The sequence below is a fragment of the Arenibacter echinorum genome (genome assembly GCF_003259375.1).
Classification (GTDB): domain Bacteria; phylum Bacteroidota; class Bacteroidia; order Flavobacteriales; family Flavobacteriaceae; genus Arenibacter; species Arenibacter echinorum.
Genome location: NZ_QLLN01000004.1, coordinates 444882 through 463659 on the forward strand (window position 1 = coordinate 444882; position 18778 = coordinate 463659).

13 protein-coding genes and 1 tRNA gene are annotated in these 18778 nt (G+C 40.5%); 7 read left to right on the forward strand and 7 right to left on the reverse strand.

Features of this window, described 5'->3' with window-relative positions; translation table 11 throughout:
- Window positions 1–11: 11 nt before the first annotated feature.
- Together LV92_RS12320 and LV92_RS12325 are read left to right on the forward strand one after the other, a co-directional pair.
- The gene (locus LV92_RS12320; protein WP_111623945.1) at window positions 12–3785 is read left to right on the forward strand and encodes a reprolysin-like metallopeptidase; all 3774 of its coding nucleotides are present in this window, start codon (window positions 12–14) and stop codon (window positions 3783–3785) included.
- Between the two features lie 4 nt (window positions 3786–3789).
- Window positions 3790–4473: a hypothetical protein gene (locus tag LV92_RS12325; protein WP_111623946.1), complete on the forward strand. Its 684-nt coding sequence runs from the start codon at window positions 3790–3792 to the stop codon at window positions 4471–4473.
- 5 nt (window positions 4474–4478) lie between these two features.
- On the opposite strand, the gene pth is transcribed toward LV92_RS12325, so the two are convergent.
- The 3 genes from pth to LV92_RS12340 form a co-directional block, all read right to left on the reverse strand.
- Window positions 4479–5108 (reverse strand): aminoacyl-tRNA hydrolase, encoded by a 630-nt coding sequence (pth, locus tag LV92_RS12330; protein WP_111624131.1) that lies wholly within the window; start codon window positions 5106–5108, stop codon window positions 4479–4481.
- 79 nt (window positions 5109–5187) lie between these two features.
- On the reverse strand, window positions 5188–5820 hold the full coding sequence (locus tag LV92_RS12335) for a 50S ribosomal protein L25/general stress protein Ctc (RefSeq protein WP_111623947.1): 633 nt from the start codon (window positions 5818–5820) through the stop codon (window positions 5188–5190).
- Between the two features lie 45 nt (window positions 5821–5865).
- The gene (locus tag LV92_RS12340; protein WP_111623948.1) at window positions 5866–6807 is read right to left on the reverse strand and encodes a ribose-phosphate pyrophosphokinase; all 942 of its coding nucleotides are present in this window, start codon (window positions 6805–6807) and stop codon (window positions 5866–5868) included.
- A gap of 201 nt (window positions 6808–7008) precedes the next feature.
- On the opposite strand from LV92_RS12340, the gene LV92_RS12345 reads away from it, so the two are divergent.
- Window positions 7009–7088: transfer RNA gene (locus LV92_RS12345), tRNA-Leu, on the forward strand.
- A gap of 98 nt (window positions 7089–7186) precedes the next feature.
- On the opposite strand, the gene LV92_RS12350 is transcribed toward LV92_RS12345, so the two are convergent.
- Window positions 7187–7699: a VOC family protein gene (locus LV92_RS12350; protein WP_111623949.1), complete on the reverse strand. Its 513-nt coding sequence runs from the start codon at window positions 7697–7699 to the stop codon at window positions 7187–7189.
- Window positions 7700–7819: 120 nt separating this feature from the next.
- Here LV92_RS12350 and LV92_RS12355 point away from each other — a divergent pair, with 120 nt between their 5' ends.
- Window positions 7820–8128, forward strand: coding sequence for a winged helix-turn-helix transcriptional regulator (locus LV92_RS12355; protein ID WP_111623950.1), 309 nt, complete (start codon window positions 7820–7822; stop codon window positions 8126–8128).
- 7 nt (window positions 8129–8135) lie between these two features.
- On the opposite strand, the gene bla is transcribed toward LV92_RS12355, so the two are convergent.
- The gene (bla, locus tag LV92_RS12360; RefSeq protein ID WP_111623951.1) at window positions 8136–8939 is read right to left on the reverse strand and encodes a subclass B1 metallo-beta-lactamase; all 804 of its coding nucleotides are present in this window, start codon (window positions 8937–8939) and stop codon (window positions 8136–8138) included.
- A gap of 548 nt (window positions 8940–9487) precedes the next feature.
- On the opposite strand from bla, the gene LV92_RS12370 reads away from it, so the two are divergent.
- The 3 genes from LV92_RS12370 to LV92_RS12380 are packed head-to-tail and all read left to right on the forward strand — an operon-like array spanning window position 9488 to window position 16281.
- Window positions 9488–12814, forward strand: coding sequence for a transglutaminase family protein (locus LV92_RS12370; protein ID WP_111623953.1), 3327 nt, complete (start codon window positions 9488–9490; stop codon window positions 12812–12814).
- 13 nt (window positions 12815–12827) lie between these two features.
- Window positions 12828–15389, forward strand: coding sequence for a circularly permuted type 2 ATP-grasp protein (locus LV92_RS12375; RefSeq protein WP_111623954.1), 2562 nt, complete (start codon window positions 12828–12830; stop codon window positions 15387–15389).
- 1 nt (window position 15390) lies between these two features.
- Window positions 15391–16281 (forward strand): transglutaminase family protein, encoded by an 891-nt coding sequence (locus LV92_RS12380; protein WP_111623955.1) that lies wholly within the window; start codon window positions 15391–15393, stop codon window positions 16279–16281.
- A gap of 133 nt (window positions 16282–16414) precedes the next feature.
- On the opposite strand, the gene LV92_RS12385 is transcribed toward LV92_RS12380, so the two are convergent.
- Both LV92_RS12385 and LV92_RS12390 read right to left on the reverse strand, forming a co-directional pair.
- The gene (locus LV92_RS12385) at window positions 16415–16840 is read right to left on the reverse strand and encodes a response regulator (protein ID WP_111623956.1); all 426 of its coding nucleotides are present in this window, start codon (window positions 16838–16840) and stop codon (window positions 16415–16417) included.
- The gene (locus tag LV92_RS12390; RefSeq protein ID WP_111623957.1) at window positions 16833–18554 is read right to left on the reverse strand and encodes a sensor histidine kinase; all 1722 of its coding nucleotides are present in this window, start codon (window positions 18552–18554) and stop codon (window positions 16833–16835) included. The genes LV92_RS12385 and LV92_RS12390 overlap by 8 nt, the downstream gene beginning before the upstream one ends.
- Window positions 18555–18778: the final 224 nt, after the last annotated feature.

Consider the following 18778-nt stretch of genomic DNA (forward strand, 5'->3'; position numbering starts at 1 on the left):
AAACCCGCTTGATGGTTGTAAAATTACGTCTTGTTTTTTCAATATCCATATTTTTTCTTTGCTATTGCGGATTTGGGCAAGCCAAGTATTGGCAAAAAACCGATTCTAGGAGCAAGAAGTCCCAAAGACAAACGGCGGAGTTAAGGGTAAATCATGGCCTTACTTTTTCTTTGGAAAAAGACGTCTTTATCAATGAACTAAAGGCAACCCATATCCAAAAATCTTCAAAAATAGTAAGTTTTCCGGATGAAGACGGAGACCTGATACCTTTCGTTGTCCAAGAAGCTTCCGTACTTTCTCCTGAACTTTCCAAGAAATACCCCCAAATAAAATCCTATGTCGGCAGGGGTTTAAAGAATAAAAATGACAGGGTAAGGTTTAGTGTTTCCCAAAACGGGATACAAAGCATGATCGTGTATGGTGAAAGCAAAAATGCCACCTACATGCAGAAAGTGTCAGATTCCGACAATGAATATATAGTGTACAATAGGAAAGACGCCTTAATGATGAACACCAATTTCATTTGCGAGACCACTTCCTTGATCGAAAAGGACAAAGGACCCACCGCTTTAAAATTGGTGGATGGGCAAGTGTTAAGAAAATTCAGGGTGGCCATCTCGGCAACAGGGGAATATACCGAGTTCCACGGTGGAACCATACCGAATGCCCTAGCGGCGATAAATGCTACCATTACACGGGTAAATGAAATTTTCGAAACCGATTTGGGAATCAGTTTAGAGATTGTTACCAATACCGATCAGGTAATCTTCACCGACAAGGACAATGATCCCTATGGAACAAATCTGAATTCTGAAGTACAAAATACCTTAACAACGGTTATTGGTGCTGAAAACTACGATGTAGGCCATTTGTTCCAAAAGGATGAAAATGGGGGCAATGCCGGATTTATTGCATCTGTGTGTATAGATTCCAGAAAAGGCAGTGCCTATTCATCTGCCTTAGTTCCACAAGGGGACATATTTGACCTAGATTTTGTGGCACATGAAATGGGACATCAGTTTGGTGCCAACCACACCTGGTCCTTTGAATCCGAGGGCACTCTGGTACAGGCCGAACCAGGAAGTGGAACAACAATTATGGGGTATGCAGGTATTTCCGGCAACAACAATGTGGCCTTGAACGGAGATGACTACTTTCATTACTACAGCATATTTCAGATACTGGAATATATAAAAACAACGAGTTGTGCCCAGGAAATCTCCTTGCTGAACAATCCACCTGAAATTGTACCCACTGGCAACTTTACCATTCCGAAATCTACTGCCTTTAGGTTAAAAGGCAATGCAACCGATGTGGATGAAGATGATATAATTACATACAATTGGGAACAAATAAATGACGGCATAGTTACCCATAACACCTTTGGGCCAACAAATCTTAGTGGCGCCAATTTTAGATCCCTAAAACCAACGGTAACACCAACCAGGTATTTCCCTAGGCTCAGCAGCATCGTATCGGGCAATCTTACCCAAACCAATCCCAATGTTAATACCACTTGGGAAACCGTTTCCGATGTAGAACGCGAACTGGACTTTGCACTAACCGTCAGGGACAATTCCCTAGGGGGAGGACAAGTTACATCGGACTTGGTCAAAGTTATGGTCATAGACAATGCAGGGCCCTTTGTGATAACTTCCCAGGCCGCCAACGAGATTTATACTGCAGGGACACGACAAGAGGTTACCTGGGATGTAGCGAAAACAAATCAGGGTCCGGTAAACGCCCAAAAAGTAGATATCTTTTTTTCAGCCAATGGAGGCGCTTCCTTTCCCATAAAATTGGCGGATAGCGTACCCAATGACGGGCAACAGGACATATTGATCCCTGGATTTGCCACTCCTACAGGCCGAATAATGGTCAGCGCACACGACAATATCTTTTTGGCGGTAAACACTTCCAATTTTACGATATCACCATCAGATATAGTGTTGAACTTTGCACAATTGCAGCACGAAGTTTGCCAAGGCAACGATTTAATAGTCCCCTTCACCTACCAAACCTATAATGATTTTTCCGAGGAGGCCACCTTTTCCGCTACTGGTATGCCCCCCGGATTGGCCATTGATTTTTCACCTGCCTCCACCATGGTGAACGACACTCTGGTCAATATTACCTTTTCCAATACGGATTTGGCAACCCCAGGCAATTACCCCATAAATATAGTGGCCACTACAGAAAATGTAACCAAGGAGGTTGTTATAGATCTAAAGATATTGGAAACTGCATTTACGGATGTTGTCCTGCAATTGCCTACCAATGGCTCCACAAGTGCACGTATAACATCAGAATTGGAATGGGAATCCAATAGTTCCTATACCTCCTATGATGTTGAGATTGCGGATGACGCAGCCTTCACCAATATTATTGATACGGCCACTGTTATTTTCAACTCCTATTTAACCACCGATCTGGAAGAGGAAACCACTTATTATTGGCACGTTAAACCCAAAAACAGCTGTGGGGAGGGAACCTTTGGTCCCGCCTTTAGTTTTACCACCTTGGAATTGAACTGTGCATTGGAGGCCGCCAAGGATTTGCCCATTACCATACCAACAATCGGGGCACCCACATTAACTTCCACCATCACCCTTTTGAACGATCTGCCAGTGGCAGACATAAATGTTAATTTGGACATAACCCATACCTTTCTTGCCGATTTGGAAATAACCCTTATATCACCTGCCGGCACACGGGTAATTCTCGTATCCAATTCCTGTGGTGGAAATCAGGATATACTGGCAACATTTGATGATAGCGCAGAAGGATTCATATGCGGCACAACTCCTGCCATACAAGGCATTGTAAGGCCCTTAGGTGCTTTGGCAGCGTTTAATGGGGAATCTACCTACGGAGATTGGATATTGGAAGTCAAGGACATTGCAGCCTCGGATGGCGGAACCATAAATGCGTTCTCCATGGACATCTGTGTAGAAGGCACCTTTAGAGCGGACGAAGATAAAGATGGGGTTTTTGATGATGGCGATGACCTATGTTTAAACACCCCCATGGGGGCCACAGTGGATTTAAACGGCTGTGCCGTTTATATTTTACCTGCGGATAATTTTGAAGTGGAAATTAACAGCGAATCCTGCAGTAATCAAAATAATGGTTCTATACGTATCGTAGCCGGAATCAATATGGATTACGACTTTACCCTTAGCGGCAATGGAATAAATGAAAGCAATAGTTTTACCAATTTCTTTTTTAAAGAAGGCCTTCCGGCCGGTACTTATGAAATATGTATTATTGGAACGGAAGATGACAAGGTTTACGAACCGTATTGTTTTCAAGCTATCATTACAGAGCCCCCACCCTTAACCGTTACTTCAAAACTAACGGCCTCGGGAAGTCAGACCATATTGAACCTGGAAGGCGGCGACTTGTACAATGTGGAATTAAATGGTATTGTTACGCAAACCAAATCTTCCAGCATTACATTGGACCTTAAACAAGGTTCCAACCAACTTAAGGTGTCTACCAATCTGTCATGCCAAGGTGTCTATGAAGATCAATTGTTCCTTATGGACGAACCTGTTGTATTCCCCAACCCATTTGAGGAGGAAGTCAACATGTTTATCAATAATGGACCGGATACTATAAATGCCCAGATTTTTAACTATGTCGGCCAATTGATAAGCGATAAGGATTATACCCTTGACAGCAATGAAATTAGGATAAATTTTACAGGCTTGCCCTCGGGTATTTATATCCTTAAGGTTAAAGGAGAAGGTATAAATAGTAATTTTAAGGTAGTAAAAAAATAAACGGATGAAACCAATAGCCATAATTTTATGTTTTTTGGCCCTAGTGGGATGCGGAGGAAAAGACTCTCCCAAACCACCATTGTCCGCCCTGTTGGTCTATCCCCAAAAAAACTCGGAATGCACAACCGGCATAAATGTAACAGGAACCAATAATTCAAAAGTGGAATTTAGATGGCAAGCATCGGACCACACGGAATCCTATGAATTAAGGGCCACCAATTTGAATACCAACACCACCCAAACCATTGTGGTAGGCGGTACTTCGGCAAATTTGAATATTGAAAGAGGAGCCCCATATTCTTGGCTTGTAGTTTCCAAAAATACTGAGGTGTCACAAACGGCACGTAGCGAATCATGGAGGTTTTTTAATGCGGGGGTAGAAACCACCCATGCCCCATTTCCCGCAGAGGTTATATCTCCCAAAACAGGATCAAACATAGCTAGAGATATTAATAATGAAGTTCTTTTGGAATGGGAGGGCGCCGATGTGGATAATGACCTGGAAGGATACGAGGTATATTTTTCAACCGAAAACCCACCAACTACTTTAATAAGCACGTTAACATCTGGGAAATCTGATCTAAAGGTAAGTGTTGAAGCCAACACTGTTTATTATTGGAGAATAATTACCTTGGATAGGGAAGGAAATACCGCCACAAATAGCATTTCCGAGTTTAGAGTACGCTAAAAGCCTTAGGTTCCATTGTATTCGTTCATTGTCCTATTTACTCCAGAAAGCACAAATGAACGGATAAGCGCATTGACTCTTTCATATCGTTCAATCAAAGTATCCTTTTCCTCTTGGTTCCATTCTCCCAAGACATAATCTATTTGTTTGCCTTTTCCGAAATCCGATCCAACACCAAACCTTAATCTATTGTAATTAGTAGTAAGCAGGTACTGCTGAATATCCTTTAATCCATTATGGCCTCCGTCACTTCCCTTGGTCTTTAAACGGATAGTCCCGAAAGATAGATTAATATCATCTGTGATAATAAGTACATTTTCTAGGGGAATATTTTCCTTGTCCATCCAATATTTTACAGCTTTTCCGCTTCGGTTCATATAGGTAGATGGCTTAAGACAGATTATACTTCTTCCCTTAACCTTAAAAGTACCCACATCTCCCAACTTTGCCGTTTCAAAAGTGAAATCCTCCTCTAGGGCTAGGGAATCCAATATTTTAAAACCGATGTTATGTCGGGTTTCCGCGTATTCCTCCCCAATATTACCAAGTCCTACAACTAAAAATTTCTTCATGGCGTCTTTTTCATCCAACAATGCCCCGTTCATTTTAAAAAAAGATTCTAAAAACTGGAACATAGCACTATAATTGAAATTCATAAAAATACAAAAGCATCCCGCAGATACGGGATGCTTTTACACTTATTTTAGATAAAATCTATTCTTCACCACCTTCAGCTGGTGCTTCTGCAGCAGCTTCTGCTCCCTCTTCAGTTTCTTCATCCTCTTCCTCTGTCAAGACTGCATTACGTGCAGCTTTAACCTGAACAACCACAGTATTTTCTGGGTGAAGAATGGTAAACTCATCTTTCAACAATGTTGATACGGAAATATTTCCTCCGATTTTCAATTTAGAGATATCTATATCAAAGAAATCCGGCAAATTGCCTGGTAATGCCTTAATGGCAAGTTTTCTTTTCCTAAACAATAATCTACCACCATTTCTAACCCCTGGAGAATTACCCAACAACCTTACAGGAATGTCCATTGTAACTTCCTTATCCTTGAACAACTGATAAAAGTCCACATGTAAAATACTATCACTTACAGGGTGAAATTGAATATCCTGCATTACCGCATCGTACTTTTTACCACCATCCAAATCAACCACAACAGTGTGTGCGTTTGGAGTGTACACTAAATCCTTGAACGATAGTTCCTCTGCTGCAAAGTGTAATGGTTTTTCCCCTCCGTAAATAACGCAAGGAACCTTTCCAGCATTACGTAAGGCCTTTGTTGCTTTTTTGCCTACGCTTTCTCTTTCTGATCCTTTAATTGTAATTGACTTCATTGTATTTATTTAATATTAATTAAATTACTTTCTTGTATTATACCTCTACATTAGAAACTTGGAACTAATGGAAGTATTGTGATGTACCCTGTGCATTACATCGGCAAACAACTCGGCACAGCTTATTACCCTAATTTTTTTGCTTTCCTTTTTTAATGGTATGGAATCGGTTACAATAAGTTCCGATAATTTCGATTTTTCAATTTTCTCATAGGCATCCCCTGATAGAAGTGCATGTGTGGTAATTGCCCTTACACTTAAAGCTCCCCTTTCCATCATTAGATCTGCCGCTTTTGTCAAAGTTCCGGCCGTATCTACCATATCATCTACCAAAACCACATTTTTCCCCTGCACATCACCAATAAGTTCCATATGCGAAATTACGTTGGCTTGTGCCCTTTGTTTATAACATATAACCACATCGCAATTAAGTGCCTTTGAATAAGCATAGGCCCTTTTGGATCCACCCATATCCGGTGAGGCTATAGTGAGGTCTTTAAGGTTGAGACTGTTCAAATAAGGTAAAAACAAGGTGGACGCAAATAAATGGTCTACAGGTTTTTCAAAAAATCCTTGTATTTGATCGGCATGCAGGTCCATGGTAATGATGCGGGTAGCACCTGCTGCCTCCAACATTTTGGCTACCAATTTGGCCGCTATAGGAACCCTGGGCTTGTCTTTTCTATCCTGTCTGGCCCATCCAAAATAAGGCATTACTGCAGTTATGTGCCTTGCAGATGCCCTTTTTGCAGCATCCAACATCAACAACATTTCCATCAGGTTTTCAGAACTAGGATTCGTAGAACCAATAATAAATACACGCATTCCACGTATAGATTCCTCAAAGGATGGCTGAAACTCCCCATCGCTGTATCGGGAAAAAATAACATTGCCTAAATTGGAACCAAAATGCTCAGCTATTTTTTCGGATAGCTTGGTACTTTGGGTACAGGTAAAAATTTTAGGCTCCGGTACTTGATATGGCATTGTTAATGTATTGTTTATTAGTTTATTGGAACTCCTTTTTATAAGGAGGTGCAAATTTAGAAATTAATTTGGGTTGCTAAAGTATAAATGTTGTTATTTTTTTGGTGATATAAAGAAAATATTTTTTAGTTTTGCAGTCTCAAATGAAACCGGGAGTTAAAGAACAATCGGGGAAATTGAAAACTAAGAAATAATTACCTTGCTCGAGTGGCGGAACTGGTAGACGCGCTGGATTCAAAATCCAGTTCTTCGGAGTGCGGGTTCGATTCCCGCCTCGAGTACAAACAAAACCCCGTGAATCATATGATTCACGGGGTTTTTCGTTGTACACAACTACTGTACAAGCCGACCAGAGTTTTGATATTTTGTCCACAGTTCTTTATTTGGCATAGGCCCCTGAAGAATAGGTGAGCTCATAGCTATGGGTATAGACTTCAAACACTATCCCAAAGGGATCCTCTACATAACACATTTTATAGGGCTTGTCATTGGGATAATATTCCCTAATGGGCATTCTTTGCTTCCCGCCATTGGCCACAATCTTTGCTACAAGCTCCTCAATATTAGGATCCTGTATACAAAAATGAAAAAGACCCGTATTAAAAGGACTAAACTCCGGCGCCTCCTTAACCCCATGCGGAAAGGAAAACAACTCAATACCAATACCGTCCGAAGTTGCCAAATGGGCAATTTCAAATTCCTGCCAGTCCTCCCCAAAAACATCGATACATATTTGACCAATGGCTGTTTCCCTCTCCTTTTTTACTGTGGAGGGCTCCATAATTACGTACCAGCCCATAACCTCTGAATAAAATTTTGTGGCTTCCCTAATATTTGGAACGGTAATACCAATGTGAGAAAATGATTTTGGATAAGTTTTATTTGTTTTCATGTATTCTATTTTAGACCGCTAAATTAATTTATATTTGCCCAAATGGCAATAACTTACCCAAAAGTTATATAGTTGCCTAAAAGAGTATTTTAATGATTATCAACAATTTATACTACAAAAATGATTAAAAATAATTGCCCTTTGCAACATACCTTGAACCTAATTGGCACAAAGTGGAAGCCTTTAATACTGTTTCATCTCTTGGAAGGCCCTTTGAGATCTGGAGTTTTACAGAAGAAAATTTCAGGAGTATCCAATAAAATGTTTACCCAGACCGTCAGGGAATTGGAGCAGGACAAACTAATTGAACGGAAAGTTTTTCCTGTTGTCCCCCCCAAGGTGGAGTACAGCTTGACCCTGAAGGGAAAATCCCTAGAGAACATTTTAACAAGTATGGATAAATGGGGAGCTGCTTTCTACGAGGACTAAAACATTTTTATTGGAACAGTTTTATGGTATAGTCCAATAATTCGATTCCCCCAGCAATTCCGTGTCCCGGTATTACAATTTTGGCAGTAGGATATTTTTGCTTTAGTTTTCTAACGGTATTGGACCAAGCCATTATATTGGCATCCTCCAAATTGCCTTTGCTGGCATCTACTTCCTTTATAAGGCATCCACCGAAGATCGCATTGTCCAAGGGAACATAACCTACAACATTATCCTTAGTATGGCCCTCCCCAAAATATTGTACATATGCCTTTCCGCTCCCAATATTTAAAGAAAGGCTATCTGCGAAACCGATCATGGGTTTGGAGAAGACTTTGCCCTTGGTTCCCAACAATTCTATAGTATGATTGGATGCGTACGCTGGAATGTTGTATTTATAGAAGGTTTCCAACCCCCCTACACAATCCCCGTGAAAATGCGTTGGCACCACTGCTTTTATTTCAGAATTAAGATTTTTGGTCACATAGTTTATCAATTCCAGAGAACTTTCATCATCCGTTGGCGTGTCAAAAATAAGGGCTTCATTTTCATTTACGACCAACATCCCATTACAGGCTACCCTGCCAAAATCATTGGTATTTAAGAATGAAATATGTTGGTAGATATGGTTTGATAACCGATGTACAATTATATTATCTGTTTTATAAACTATAGTACTGTCCGCCAATGAAGCTTTAACGGTTTGATCGATAACTTTCTGATCAGTTTGGTTTCGTTTGTTTGAGACATTATTGCATGAAACGAGCATTAAGCCCACAAATGAAAAGATGACTAATGTGTATTTGGCCATAATGGAGATATATCGGAATATTCGAATAGAGCAAATATAGGATACACAATTTTATTATTCTTAACGGATGCCTTCTTTATGGCCTATTATTTTGCAATTTGGAACAAGTATTTTACACCAGATCATCAGACTGGTGGCAGGAGCTATATTCAAACCCAATCAGAATATAGATTGTTTTAACTGCACAACTCTAGGCTACTCTAAGTTCCTCCTCACAATTTCTTTTCCAGTTTCCCCAAAATATTCCGGGATAATTTTTTGCCACAGCACCATGCCGTTTTCAAAATTAGAAAACAATACCAAACCTTGTTTTGAGTTCTTTAAAAACATAGCAATTGTTTTGGTTCCGTAATCCCCAAGAGGTTCAATGGGGATAAACAACAAACCCAAAAAATAAATCGGTCAAAAACCCATCCTAGATTATCAATCTAGCAAAAAGGATTGTGGATTAATTTTTTATGGATAAAATTTTGACCTATATGCATTTAATGGAGGGGATTCCTGATTTTAGTGCTTATCTTAGGGCATATTGAAAATATGATTGTCCCATGGCATTAAAAGTAGCAATATCACATAAAACCGTTTATAAATATGATCGAAGGGTAAACCTTTCACCACATATTTTTAGGTTAAGGCCTGCGCCGCATAGCAGAACGCCCATTGAGGCGTATTCCATAAAAATTAAACCTGAAAATCATTTTTTCAATTGGCAGCAAGACCCTTTTGGAAATTACTTGGCCCGTATTGTTTTTCCCGAAAAAACCTCGGAACTATCAGTAGAGGTTGAAATTATAGCAGACTTAAAGACCATTAATCCCTTTGATTTTTTTGTAGAGGAATCCGTTGAGAATTTTCCGTTTACCTATTCGGAAGATCTAAAGAAAGAACTTCTGCCCTATTTGGAAGTAACGGAAAAGGGTCCGTTGCTACAGGATTGGTTGGAAAAGTTAGACCTAACTCCAGTGCGGAGCATTGATTTTCTTATAGGCCTCAATCAAAAATTATACACCTACCTCAACTACACCATCCGTATGGAGCCTGGCGTGCAAAGTTGTGAGGAAACCTTGGACAGGAAGTTAGGTTCATGTAGGGATTTTGCTTGGCTATTGGTACAGACGCTTCGTCATTTGGGATTGGCGGCCCGTTTTGTGTCAGGATATCTGGTACAGCTAAAGTCGGATGAAAAATCCTTGGACGGCCCTTCCGGCCCTGAGGAGGACTTTACGGATTTACATGCTTGGGCAGAAGTATATTTGCCAGGTGCTGGTTGGATCGGGTTGGATGCTACCTCCGGGCTTTTGGCAGGGGAAGGCCATATCCCCCTGGCATGTACACCTTCCTTTGAAAGTGCCGCTCCGGTGTATGGATTAACGGATCCCTGTGAAACGGAATTTGAATTCGACAACTCAGTAACCCGGATTTTTGAGTCGCCCCGTGTAACCAAGCCCTATACCGAAGATCAGTGGAAAGCCATTTATAATTTAGGCTTTGCCGTAGAAGAGGAGCTGCAATTAAATGATGTAAGATTAACTATGGGCGGCGAACCCACCTTTGTTTCCGTAGATGATATGGAAGCTGAAGAATGGAATACATCTGCCGATGGGGAACACAAACGCGCATTGGCAAGTTCCCTTTCCTTAAGGTTATTGGATGCCTTTGGCAAAGGAGGAATGTTGCACCATGCCCAGGGGAAATGGTACCCGGGCGAACCCTTGCCACGCTGGCTTATTGGCATTCATTGGCGCAAGGACGGAGAATCTATATGGAAAGAACCAAAATGGCTGGCTTCCTTTACGAAGACCTATACCATCCCAAAGGATATTACAGGTACCTTTCTAAAAACATTGACCAAATATTTGGCCTGTCCCAATGAAAGTATAATTCCAGCATATGAAGATGCTTTCTATTTTCTGTGGGAAGAAGGAAAACTGCCAGTAGATGTGGAGCCAAAAGATTATAACAAAAAAGACACGGCTTTAAGAAAGAAGCTTGGAGAAGTACTGGAGCAGGGCATAGGTAAAACCATTGGCCACGTTTTACCTTTAGCCAAAAACAATGACCAATGGATTACCAATCCTTGGGAGTTTAGGGGCAAACATCTGTTTTTAACGCCAGGAAATTCCCCAATTGGATTACGACTTCCTTTGGAATCCTTGCCCAAAGAACCGGAAGTACCTTCAGAGCCTACTGCAGAACCCGAGCTGTTCGAGGAGAAGCCTGTATTAAAAGCTTACGGAAAAGAATTACAGGATCGAATAGAGTCCAAGACATCAAAATCATCTGCCAAAAAACAACCTTTTGTACGTACTGCTTTATGCGCTGAGGTGCGGGATGATAAATTATTCCTTTTCCTACCCCCTTTGAACAGCGCGGAAGACTTCTTGGATTTAACAGCAAGTATTGAGGCAACGGCCAAGGAACTGGAAATTCCGGTAATATTGGAGGGTTATGAGCCCCCTAGGGACAATCGTTTGGAAGTCCTGAAAATTACTCCGGACCCTGGTGTAATAGAGGTAAATGTGCATCCCGCCAAGAATTGGCAAGAACTTACGGACAATACCTTGAAGCTATATGAAGAAGCAAAAAAATCCCGTTTAGGGACCGAAAAATTTATGTTGGATGGCAAGCATACCGGTACCGGAGGTGGCAACCATGTTACTTTGGGTGGGGCCACTCCCGCAGATAGTCCGTTGCTTCGAAATCCGCAACTGCTGCGTAGTCTACTTACATTTTGGCAGCACCACCCAGGGCTTTCCTATTTATTCTCTGGTGCATTTATAGGCCCTACCAGTCAGGCTCCACGTGTAGACGAGGCGCGATTGGAAAATCTCTATGAATTGGAAATTGCATTTTCCCAAATTCCTGAGGATAAAGAGGTACCTTTTTGGCTAACGGACCGATTATTTCGCCATTTACTTACCGATATTACCGGTAATACCCACAGGGCCGAGTTCTGCATCGATAAATTATATTCCCCAGATTCTTCCTCGGGCAGATTGGGCATCTTGGAACTGCGAGCTTTTGATATGCCACCCCATGCACAGATGAGCCTCTTGCAAATGTTACTAGTGCGCACTTTGGTGTCTTGGTTTTGGAAAAATCCATACAAACATGACTTGGTACGTTGGGGTACGGAATTGCACGATAAATTTTTGTTGGAACATTACGTAAAAGAAGATCTAAGGGATATTGTTGCCCAATTAAATGATGCCGGTTATCCCTTTAAGCTGGATTGGTTCGACCCATTTTTTGAATTCAGGTTTCCCTTATACGGATTGGTAGAGATCAATTCCATGCAGATAGAACTTCGCATGGCCATAGAACCGTGGAATGTATTGGGCGAAGAAATGTCCGGCAGGGGAACGGCAAGATACGTTGATTCCTCCTTGGAAAGAGTGCAGATAAAAGTGAAAAACTTTACGGAAGAGCGTTATAGCCTAACCTGTAACGGTGTAAAAATAGCCCTGAGCCCTACAGGTATCAAAGGCGAATATGTGGCAGGAGTCCGTTATAAAGCATGGGACCCTTGGTCTGCGCTGCACCCCACCATTGCGGTAGATGTACCTTTGGTATTTGATATTGTAGATATGTGGAATAAAAAATCCATTGGTGGATGCACCTATTTTGTAGCCCATCCCGGCGGACGTTCCTATGATACCTACCCTGTAAACAGTTACGAGGCCGAATCTAGAAGAATTAACCGATTTTGGGATTTTGGACACTCCCAGGGTGAGGCAACACCGATGGAAATGGGCCCTACAACAAATTTTTCCGGTAGAATGGTAGAACCTAAGTCTGCTTCCAATACATTTGTATACAAAGAGGTCCCAATAAATCCTGAATATCCACATGTGCTGGATTTAAGGAAGAAGTAATTCAAAAATTATTATGCCAATAACAAGTACCAGCTGGTTAAGTAATTATATTACAGAATATAAGAATGATGAAATGTTTACACCACAAAATGGTGTAAAGCCTTATTGGAACAAACTCCTTACGGAATTTGATAAATTGGGTTATGACGGATTAATGGCCCGCCAAAGGGATATAGATTGGCTACTTTCAGAAAATGGCGTTACCTACAATGTTTATAACGACCCTCAGGGATTGCACCGCCCATGGAACTTGAATGTGGTTCCTTTTTTGCTCCGCCAGGCCGAATGGCAAACGGTAGAGAACGGTTTAAAACAACGGGCACAGCTTTTAAATTTGGTCTTGAAGGATATTTATGGCGAAGGCAATCTCATAAAAAATGGTATTGTGCCACATGAAGTAATTCACGGACATCGTGGTTTTTTAAGACAATGTAGTGGTATTGAATATAGTACGGAAAAATTTCTTTCCATTTACGCTGCCGACCTTTCCCGCGGAACGGACGGTAGGCTTTGGGTAGTGAACGACCGTGCAGAAGCACCTTCAGGAATGGGATATGCCTTAGAAAATAGATCTACTACCAGTAGAATTCTCCCGGAGATGTATGCCAAAATGAATGTGAAGCGACTTTCTGGTTTCTTTAAAGAATTTAACCAGATGCTCGTTGATGCATCCCCTATAAAAAAAGATAATCCCAATATTGCCATATTGACCCCGGGATCGCACAATGAAACCTATTTTGAACATGCCTATCTATCTTCCTTCTTGGGCTACCCCTTGGTACAAGGGAACGACCTGGTGGTAAGGGACGGTTATGTTTGGATGAAATCCTTGCAGGGACTTAAGCAGATTGACGTTATTTTACGCAGGGTAGATGACGCATTTACCGACCCCTTAGAGCTAAGGGAAGATTCCCAGTTAGGAGTTGCAGGATTGTTGGATGTAGTGCGCAGAAAAAATGTTTCCATTATTAACCCGGTAGGTAGTGGTGTAATTGAAAACCCAGGCCTGATTCCTTTTATGCCGGCTATATCCAGATACCTTCTTAAAGAGGAGTTGATCCTACCACAAATTGCATCATGGTGGTGCGGACAGGAACAGGAAAGAAAATTTGTTTTGGAGAATATATCCCAATTGGTGATCAAAAGAATTGATAGGACCAATAGGGAAAGTATCCATTTCGCAGAGTTCATGACCACACTGCAGTTAAATGACCTGAAAAAGGAAATTGAACTAACTCCCTATCGTTTTGTAGCTCAGGAGAAAATAAGCTTTTCCACGGCTCCAAACTTAGTTGATGGAACTATAGAGTCTAGAAATTTGGTAACCCGTACCTTTTGTATTGCATCAAATAAAGATTACAGTGTAATGCCCGGTGGCCTGGTACGTGTAGCTCCGGACAGGGAAACTATTAGGGTTTCCAACCAAAGGGGTGGCACAAGTAAGGATTTTTGGGTATTGGAAGACAGCCCGGTAAAGGAAGATATAACTAGGCACTGGCAAAAACGGAGTTCCTTGGCGGCATCCGGTTTAAACGATCTGCCCAGTCTTACGGCCGAAAACTTATATTGGGCGGGACGTTATGTAGGCCGCACTTTGGTCAATGCCCGGTTTTTACGAATGGTTATGCGGCAAATGGCCTTGGTACAGAACAAAAATGAAAAACCAGATTCTGTTAAACTCCAAGTCCTGTTCAAAGCCGTTACCCACTTAACGGGCACCTATCCTGGCTTCGCCGAGAAAAGCTCCAAAGGCAAAATGGCTATGGAAGACCCAATGCAGGAAATGTTATCCGTAATACTGGATAAAGACAGACCCGGAAGTTTAGCGCATAACCTTGCCATGTTCGGTAATTCCTATTATTCCATCCGCAATCTGTGGTCTTCGGATATGTGGAGGGTTTTCGAAAATATTCAAAAAATATGGCAATCCTTTGAGGAAGGCCAGGACCGTTCCATTAATAAAATTTTAAAAGTACTCAACCAACTAATCACCCGTTTAATTGCTTTTATGGGCCTTATAGAAGAGAGTATTTTAGTACAACAGGGGTTACTACTCTATTTTATCGGCCTACAATTGGAACAGAGCATGTTGACCATTACCAAATGTCGCTCCCTGCTTACCATTAAATATGAGGAACAGGTAGAGTATGACCTTTTGGAATATTTGTTGACCAGTCATGAAAGCCTTAATATTTACAGATATAGCTATAGGTCCCACATTCAATTGGAGCACTTATTGGACCTGGTGGTGTTGGATTTGGAATATCCAAGGTCGTTGACATTTATGTTGAACAGGATCCAAAAAGACATCGCGCGTTTACCGCATTCCCGAAAGGACAATAATTTAAGTAATTATCAAAAATATGTTTTTGACGCTTTCTCCAAATTGCGATTGGCGGAGTCTTCCAATTTAGTAAAGACTAAATCCGATACCGATTATTTTAGGAAAGATCTTGATGAACTATTGGAACAGCTCTCAGAACTATTATACAAAACATCCCAATCCATAAGCAGTACTTATTTTAATCATACGGACAAACAAAATCAATTGGTTACCCAATCCTTTCCTTTTTGATATGATTTTTAACGTAAAACATACTACCAAGTACGAATACAATGCTCCGGTAATCTATTGTCACAATATTGCTACGCTGCGCCCAAGGGAATCTAAAGGGCAACAGTTATTGGACTATAAAATACAGATAACACCGCAACCGGCAGAAATTTCGGAACGCATAGATTTTTTTGGAAACTATATTACCCGTTTTTCCATACAAACAGAACATAGAGAGTTAAAAGTAACTACAAAAAGTAAAATAGTGCGGGATTATGCCCAATTCCAAGATTCTTTTTTTTCCGAGGCATGTAGGGGAATTACCTTAAACCAAACCCTTTTGGCATTAAAAAGTACGGATCCTGCTATATTGGATGCCAAGCAATACATCTTGGAATCTATTTTTATTAGACGTGCAGATGACAATATACGGGACTATGCCGAGGTTTCCTTTAAAAGAAATCGTTCAGTTTTTGATGCCGCCTATGAATTGATGCAGCGTATTTATACCGATTTTCAGTTTGTACCCGGGTTTACCACCATTTCCACTCCTGTTGCGGAAGTGATGAAGGAAAAAAAAGGGGTTTGCCAAGACTTTGCCCAAATAGCGATTGCCTGTATAAGGTCTGTAGGACTACCTGCCAGGTATGTTAGCGGTTATATAGAAACCGTACCTCCTAAAGGCAAAGAAAAATTGGTGGGGGCGGATGCCTCCCATGCTTGGTTCGCCATATTTATACCCGGCTTTGGATGGGTAGATTTTGACCCCACAAACAATCTTATACCCATGGATCAGCATATAGTGGTAGGCTGGGGCAGGGATTACTACGACGTACCACCTTTAAAAGGCGTAGTGTATGGCAGCGGCAAAAGCAAGCTTAAAGTGGCTGTAGATATAGAAGCTGCAATTTAAAGTCCATGGTGCGTTGCCAGCTGTTGCAAAAACAGACATTTGGATTTTCATCCCATAGAACGATCTTGGAACTTTCGTTATTCTATCAGCATATAACCCCACATTTAACCAGACTACTAAAGGATATCGTCATCTAAAATTGATTATGATACCACTCGGTTGTTGGAAAATGACTAATAAGGCTTTTGATTCCCTCCTTTGATATCGGCTTTACCAAATAACCCGAAAGTTCACTGATTTCTCTGGCCATGGCTATATCATTGGGGTTATTGGAGGATGTTAGCAGGTATATATTAATATCCTTTTTTATTTGGGTTTGAAGTGATTTATATTCCTTGAGAAACTCCCATCCATCCATAAAAGGCATGTTTACGTCCAAAAGGATAATATCCGGAAGATTGGTGGCAGCACCGAGATTCTGTTTAAGGAAATCCATTCCCTTTTCACCATCGGAAAAAAACTTAATCTTTATGTCTGGACTTATTTCGGCAATGGTATTCTTCATTATAAACTGAAAAATCTCATCGTCATCGATTAGAAAAAAACTTAAGTCATTCATAGCTGTCAAATATTATTTTAAATGTGGTTCCCTTTCCCAATTCACTGTTTACTTCAATATTGGCATTCAATGATTCCAATTGTGTTTTCACCAGAAACAACCCCATACCTTTACCGGATAGTCCACGATGAAATCTTTTATATAATTTAAAAATATCACTGCCATAGCGATTTAGATCCACCCCTACGCCATTGTCCTCCACTACTAAAACTTTCTTGTCGTCCTCCCATAAGGTACGGATAATAATGACGGACCTTTTGTTGGGATCCCTATATTTTATGGCATTGGATATTAGATTTTGAATCACACTCTGTAAATAGATTCTTGAAAACTTTATTTCGTTCCATGCAGTCAAATCTGTCTTCACTTCTATGGTTTCATTATCCAAAGTTTCAACATGCAGATCCAAGGTGGCCTCTAATAAAGGCTCCAATGCTATATTTTCCAATTTAACCTGGTCGTCATCGTTCAGAATCCTAACGTAAATCAGAAGATCATCCACCAAGGTGTTAATAGCGTGGGTTATTTTTTGCAATTTAGGAAAATAACTTTTAGACTCTTCATAATCCTTGGCTTCCTCTAACATGGATACCAAAGCAGAAATACTTGTAGTAGGAGCTCTTAAGTTATGGGCAACAATATTGTTATACTCCATAAGTTGGGCATTGCGCAGCTCCAACTTATTCTGTATGGCTACCAAAGCGTTGTTTTTATTTTCAAGCTCTGTGCTTTTGCTTTCCAGCTCCTTATTAATTACTTCAAGAGCCTGCATATACTTCTTTTTGGAAGTATCACTTTTCGCCTCAAGATATGACAGGCATAAAATAACAGCTATTGCCAATAAATTGATTAGGAATATTGAAAAAATCTCGCTTTTCAGCCTCGCATTTAAAGTATGTGAATCCAGATGTTTTAAAAGCACCCATTTATTATTGGTTTTAATATCCGCAAATTTATGCCGAAATAAAGGGGTTTGGGCAAGTTCGGTTTTAAAATCCAATTCGGTTTTTATCCACAGATCCCCGTTCTGAAACAAAGAAGTAGTTTCTTTCCTGCTCAATGAATCCACTAACTCAGGGTATTCCTCATAAAAGGTAATATTTCTACTATTTGGAATTAAATGGGCAAACTCTTTTGCACTATCCTTACTTACCAGATAATTGCCAAAACGATCCAACAACATAAAGGAATAATGGTTGTCCTTTTTCAGCAGCTCCAAGAACCTCTCTGCGCTAAAATTAATGACCACTATGCCCAATTTGTTGCCAAGAGCGTCGAATATAGGTGCTACCCCACGAATCATTGGTTTATATGGCAATTCCAGGATACCGTTTTCTTGATTCAGATTTAAGGGGGACAAATAAATTTGACTTTTCTTGAGATCAGTGGTAGTCTGATAATAATCCCTAGTGGCCTTATCCTGAAGAGCTATACTCTTTACTATTTTGCCATCGTCCTGTCTATTGAGTCTATATACTTCCTTTCCAGATAAATTGATAAGTCTGAATTGACTATAACTGTCCATTCCAACAACAAAATCCCTAATTCTATCGTCTAAGTAGGCATTCTTGTCAGGATCAAAGTCGCTTTCACTAAAACCATATTGCTCCCAATAATAGAGATTGGCTATCATGGGTTTTAAAAGTTCAACGATCAGTTGTTTTTTATTTGAGAGTTCATCTTGCTGTAAGGAAATCAGCTTTTTGTGTTCCATTTTATATAACCATAAAACAGCCAAAACGCTCAAAATGAGAATTGGGAGGTAGTATTTGACAAACTTTAATAGTAATCTTTTAAGCAAATTTTAAGCTATTAATGGTTAAAACCAGAGTTGGAATCCAAACACCGACCAATGCACATACAATCTTTTTGGGGGAAAGTTTTAATAGTCCAGTTTAGCAATAAACTGGAAATCAAATATAACTAAAATTAAAACTC